The organism is Pseudomonas sp. R62 (assembly GCF_000257605.1).
Taxonomy (GTDB): Bacteria; Pseudomonadota; Gammaproteobacteria; order Pseudomonadales; family Pseudomonadaceae; genus Aquipseudomonas; species Aquipseudomonas atacamensis.
The window spans coordinates 3,005,632-3,011,127 of sequence record NZ_JH635998.1; the positions used below are offsets into that span (position 1 = coordinate 3,005,632).

The following is a 5,496-nucleotide window of genomic DNA, read 5'->3' on the forward strand; positions in this document are numbered from 1 at the left end:
CGCGATCATTTGCCTGCGCGGCGGCTACGGCACGCCGCGTCTGCTGGACCGAATCGATTACGACCTGCTCAGCCGGCATGCCAAGCCGTTTGTCGGCTATAGCGACATCACCGCGCTGCACCTGGCCATCAGTCGCTACGCCGGGTTTGTGACCTTTCACGGCCCGCTGCTCAATGCCGACCTGCTCGGCGACAAGGAGCCGCCGACCGTCACGTCATTCTTCGCTATGCTGCGCGGGCAACTGAAGTCAGGGAGTGTATTGAGCCATCCGGCGGCTTATCCGTTATCCACCGTCGAACCGGGCATCGCTCACGGGCGTTTGCTCGGCGGCAACCTGGCAATGATTGCTGCAACCCTCGGCACGCCCTACGAGATTGATGTCGAAGGCGCAGTTCTGTTCATCGAGGACATCAACGAGCCGCTGTATCGCATTGATCGCCTGCTGACCCAGATGCGCCTGGCCGGCAAGCTGGCCCGACTGCGCGGTGTGCTGGTCGGTGATATCGCCGGGGTGGAGGTCGACGCGCTGAATCGGCTGCTCAAGCAAACCTTTGAGCCGTTGCGGATTCCGGTGCTGTCGGGTTGGCGCAGTGGCCATTGCGACCCGAACCTGACACTGCCGTTGGGCGCGCTGGTGCGCCTGGATGCGGGGAAGCAGGAGTTGCTGCTGGAGCAGGATGTGGTCATCCGATAATTCGGGAGGCAAAAGATCGCAGCCTTCGGCAGCTCCTACATGGGATTGATGATCGTCCTGTAGGAGCTGCCGAAGGCTGCGATCTTTTGATTTGCTCTATTGGGCGCGCAGGCTCTCAAGCAACTTGTGCGTCGGATACCCATCCGCCGGCCAGCCCAGCGCCTGCTGGGCACTGCGAATGGCCTTGCGGGTATTGGCGCCGATAATCCCGTCCGCTGTGCCGGCGTCGTAATTACGCGCGCTTAATAGCGTCTGCAGTTCGATGCGCTCGGTGCGGCTCAGCGGCAGATCATCTTTCGGCCAGTCGCCATTGATCAGGCCCGCGCCTTCAAAGCGCTCGGACAACAGGCTCACCGCCAGCGCATACGACGACGAATTGTTGTACTTGAGAATCGCCCGGAAGTTGTCGAGGATCAGGAACGCCGGGCCGCGATAACCGGCCGGCAGCAGCAGGGCGGCCGACAGTTGTTCGGAACCGGCTGGCACCTGCGCGCCATTGGGCAGGTTCACGCCCAGTTGCCGCCATTCGGCGACGCTTTTACGAATCGCGCCATCGGCCAGCGTGTAGTTGAAACCGCTCGGCAATTGCACTTCGAAACCCCACGGCTGGCCGCGTTGCCAGCCCGAGCTTTGCAGATAATGCGCGGTGGAGGCCAGCGCATCGGCCGGGCTGCCCCAGATGTCGCGGCGACCGTCACCGTCAAAGTCCACGGCGTGGGTGTTGTAAGTGGTCGGAATGAACTGGGTCTGGCCCATCGCGCCGGCCCAGGAACCGAGCATCTTCTCCGGGGTGATATCGCCCTGTTGCAGAATCTGCAGGGCGGCGATCAGTTGCGCGTGAGCAAAGCCAGGACGACGGCCTTCGTAGGCAAGGGTGGCCAGCGAGTTGATCACCGACTTGCTGCCCTGAAACTGACCGAAATTGCTTTCCATGCCCCACACCGACACCAGCGCCTGGCGATCAACGCCATAACGCTGCTCGATGCTTTGCAGAATGTCGGCGTACTGATTGATCAGCGCTTGGCCTTTGCGGACGCGCAGTGGCGACAGCGCACCGTCGAGGTATTCCCACACCGGGCGGGAAAATTCCGGCTGACTGCGATCGGCACGGATCACGCTGGCGTCGAAGCTGATGTTGGCAAATGCCTGATCGAACAGCTCGGGGCGAATCCCGGCGGCGAGGGCGTCCTTGCGGAAGCCCGCCTGCCATTCGGCAAAGGTCTGGGTCGGTTGAATATCGAGCGGGTCGGCGGACGGCACTACCGGCGGAATAATCGCTGGGGCCGTGGTAACCGGGGCGGCTTGAAGCGGTTGTGCATCGGCGGCGGTGGGTTTTTCCGCGCAGGCGACAAGCAGGATGAAGCTGGAGGCAGCGATCAATTGGCGCACGGGCCAACGACGGGAAAGACTTGGGGGCATGCACAGTTCCAGGGAAACGAATCAGGTGCAGACCTTAACATGAGCGAGGGGTAGTGCGCTTCAGGCAGCCAGAAAGTAAAAAGCCTCCCGGTTGTCAGACCGGAAGGCTTCGCGGCGGTAGCTGCCTTTGCCCTTGGCGGGTCGTTCCTGGCGGCTGCGGAACAAGGGCTGGGCGACGATGGATTTGGCCTTGTTGGGGCCATGCTTTGCTGGCTTTTTGCTCATGAGGGTTCTCTGGATTGAGTGGGTTTGGCGCGGCAAATAATCTGCCGATGTTGGGCGTCTGTCCAGTGCCTGTTGTGTAGGAATGTTCTGGCGCTTTCGCGAGCAAGCCCGCTCCCACATTTGGAATGCATTTCAATGTGGGAGCGAGCTTGCTCGCGAATGGCCGTTATGCGGGAAACAGGTTATTCGGCAGGAAGTGTCAGGCGCTGGCCTGCCATCAACAACGCCAGACGACTCAAGCTCATCCACGGCGAACCCGCCGCCTGGCCCTTGATCTGCGCATCGATACGCTGCGCTTCGAGCAGCAGTTGCGCCCAGCGTTGCGCCGAGTAGCGTTGCAAAGCCTTGCTCATCAGCGGCTTGCGCTTGTCCCAGACCGGCGGTTTCGACTGGCTGAAACACTTGTCCAGTGGCGTGCCCTGGCTGTATTGCAGGGAAATGTTGGCCAACAGGCGCAACTCCCGCGCCAGTGCCCAGAGGATCACCGGCGGTTCGACGCCTTCGCCGCGCAAACCCTCAAGCATGCGCAAGGCGTGGGCCGGTTCGCCGTTGAGTACCGCGTCGGTCAGGCCGAACACGTCGAACCGGGCACTGTCGGCCACGGCGGCCTGCACGGTTTCAACGGTGATCTGCCCACCTTCGGCCATCAGTTTGAGCTTTTCGATTTCCTGGGCGGCGGCGAGCAGGTTGCCTTCGACACGCGCGGCAATCAATTCGACCGCGTCCTGACTGGCCGACAAGCCTGCCTGGGACAGGCGCTGACGAATCCAGCTCGGCAGCTGATTGGCATCCACCGGCCAGATCTGCACAAACTGGGTCTGTTGGCCTTCGACCAGTGCCTTGCCCCACTTGGTTTTCTGCGCGCTGCCATCGAGCTTCGGCAAGCTGATCAGCAGGACAGTGTCTTCAGCGGGGCGTGAGCAGTATTCGATCAGCGCAGCGGCGCCTTTGTCGCCAGGTTTACCGGACGGCAGGCGCAGTTCCAGCAGGCGTTTTTCGGCGAACAGCGACATGCTTGCGCCGGCCTGCAACAACGTACCCCAATCGAAATTGGCGTCAGCGGCGAACACTTGGCGTTCGTCGAAACCTTGCTGACGGGCAGCGGTGCGGATGGCGTCAGCGGCTTCCTGACACAGCAACGGATCATCGCCGCTGATGATGTAGACCGGCGCGAGTGCGCCTTGCAGGTGTTTGCCGAGTTGCGCGGGTGCGAGCTTCATAAAGAAGGGCGAGCGGGGCGCCTGAGCGCCCCGACCGTCTTACTGCTGCGGGATTTCGAGCGGCGACTGACGCGGAGTTTCCGCCTCAGCCTTTTGCGCCGCTTCCAGCGCATCGGCTTCAGCCTTGGCGCGGTCGTTGGCGGTTTGCTGCAGTTGCTGCAACTGGCCCGGGGTCAGCTGCGACAGGCGCAGCATCATGCGCTGCACCAGCTCGCGACGGATTTCATGACGGGCGTCGTTGGCTTCCTGATCGGAGCCGACGAGGTTGTTGCCGTCGTGAATGAACACCTTCTGCACTTCGAGCTTGTCGCTAAGCAGGGACAGGTCTTTGTCGCCGCGGATGTCATAGCTCAGCACAGTGTTGACCTGATACTCGCCTGTGCGCCCGGCACCGGCATAGCTGAGAATGCGCTGGCTTTCCTGTTCGTCAGCCAGATACAGCTTGTACGGCGCGCCTGTGTAGACCTTGACGCCGCTGGACTCCAGCGTCTGACGCAGCTGTCTTACGGTTTCGCCATAAGCGTTACGCGCGCTCAGGTCGATTTCCTTGATCGACAGTTCGTTGGTGCCGGTACCACGCAACTGGAAACCGCAGGCGCTCAGCAGAACGGCGAGGCCCATCACCAGCAGATTGCGTTTAATCATTGTGTTGCTCCCCTTGAAACCAGGTGAGCCGACTCTGCGGCCCGAAAGGTTTTACTGGCTGCCAGGCGAGCCTGGCAGCCGATCCAATTTAGCTGGCGACGATGTTGACCAGTTTGCCCGGCACCACGATCACTTTGCGAATGGTCAGGCCGTCGACGAAGCGCAGCACGTTTTCGTTGATGCGTGCGGCGGCTTCGATCTCTTCGCGGGTGGCGCTGGCCGGCATTTCGATCTGCCCGCGCAGCTTGCCGTTGACCTGAATGACCAGGGTCAGGTTGTCCTGCACCAAGGCACTTTCGTCCACGGCCGGCCAGCCTGCATCGATCACCGCATCGGCGTGACCCAACTGCTTCCACAGTTCGTGGCTGATGTGCGGGGTGATCGGTGCCAGCAGCAGGGTCACCGCTTCCAGACCTACGTGCAGCAGCGCACGGTCCTGTTCGGTGCCTTGGGCGGCTTTTTCCAGCACGTTCATCAGCGTCATCACCTGAGCGATGGCCGTGTTGAATTTGTGGTTCTGGCCGACGTCATGGCTGGCCTGCTTGATCGCCAGGTGAATCGCACGACGCACGGTTTTCTGCTCGTCGTTCAGAGTGGCGATATCCAGTTTGCCCGGCAGACCCTGGGTGACGTGGGCTTGCGCCAGACGCCAGACGCGCTTGAGGAAACGGTGCGAACCTTCAACGCCGGAGTCGGACCATTCCGCGCTCATGTCAGGCGGCGAGGCGAACATCATGAACAGGCGGCAGGTGTCGGCGCCGAACTGGTCGATCATCGACTGCGGGTCGACGCCGTTGTTCTTCGACTTGGCCATCTTCTCGGTACCGCCGATTTCCACCGGCAGGCCGTCGGATTTCAGCTTGGCGCTGATCACCTTGGCTTTGCTGTCACGCTCAAGTTCCACGTCTGCCGGGTTGAACCAGGTGTAGGCACCATTGGCTTCGCGACGATAGTAAGTCTCGGCGATCACCATGCCCTGGGTCAGCAGGTTCTTGAACGGCTCATTGGAGCTGACCAGACCTTCGTCACGCATCAGTTTGTGGAAGAAGCGCGCGTAGAGCAGGTGCAGAATGGCGTGTTCGATACCACCGATGTACTGATCCACCGGCAGCCAGTGATCGGCTGCGGATTTCTCCACCAAACCGCCCTCGAAGTGCGGCGAGGCGTAGCGGGCGTAGTACCACGACGACTCGACGAAGGTGTCCATGGTGTCTGTTTCACGCTTGGCCGGCGCGCCGCATTTCGGGCAGCTGCACTCGTAGAACTCGGGCATGCGCGCCAGCGGCGAACCGG

6 protein-coding genes are annotated in these 5,496 nt (G+C 61.7%); 1 reads left to right on the plus strand and 5 read right to left on the minus strand.

What is annotated here, in order from left to right; genetic code table 11:
- A partial coding sequence (locus OQK_RS14575) for a S66 peptidase family protein (protein WP_016773033.1) occupies positions 1–694 on the plus strand: 694 nt, incomplete at its 5' end.
- 96 nt (positions 695–790) lie between these two features.
- Here the strand turns inward: OQK_RS14575 and OQK_RS14580 are convergent.
- The 5 genes from OQK_RS14580 to OQK_RS31305 all read right to left on the minus strand — a co-directional run.
- Entirely contained in the window at positions 791–2,113 is a 1,323-nt protein-coding gene (locus tag OQK_RS14580) for a lytic murein transglycosylase (RefSeq protein ID WP_016773034.1), read from the minus strand.
- 60 nt (positions 2,114–2,173) lie between these two features.
- Complete coding sequence (gene arfA / locus OQK_RS14585) at positions 2,174–2,338, minus strand: alternative ribosome rescue factor ArfA (protein ID WP_016773035.1); 165 nt, start codon at positions 2,336–2,338, stop codon at positions 2,174–2,176.
- Between the two features lie 182 nt (positions 2,339–2,520).
- Positions 2,521–3,558, minus strand: coding sequence for a DNA polymerase III subunit delta (gene holA / locus OQK_RS14590; RefSeq protein WP_016773036.1), 1,038 nt, complete (start codon positions 3,556–3,558; stop codon positions 2,521–2,523).
- Positions 3,559–3,597: 39 nt separating this feature from the next.
- A complete protein-coding gene (locus OQK_RS14595; RefSeq protein ID WP_016773037.1) occupies positions 3,598–4,203 on the minus strand; it encodes an LPS-assembly lipoprotein LptE in 606 nt (201 codons plus the stop codon).
- 88 nt (positions 4,204–4,291) lie between these two features.
- The coding region (locus OQK_RS31305) for a class I tRNA ligase family protein (protein WP_038860959.1) at positions 4,292–5,496 on the minus strand (1,205 nt) is incomplete at its 5' end.

Coding starts and splice junctions, on each gene's coding strand:
- OQK_RS14580 (WP_016773034.1), bottom strand. CDS start 2,113: ATGCCCCCAAGTCTTTCCCGTCGTTGGCCCGTGCGCCAATTGATCGCT.
- arfA (WP_016773035.1), bottom strand. CDS start 2,338: ATGAGCAAAAAGCCAGCAAAGCATGGCCCCAACAAGGCCAAATCCATC.
- holA (WP_016773036.1), bottom strand. CDS start 3,558: ATGAAGCTCGCACCCGCGCAACTCGGCAAACACCTGCAAGGCGCACTC.
- OQK_RS14595 (WP_016773037.1), bottom strand. CDS start 4,203: ATGATTAAACGCAATCTGCTGGTGATGGGCCTCGCCGTTCTGCTGAGC.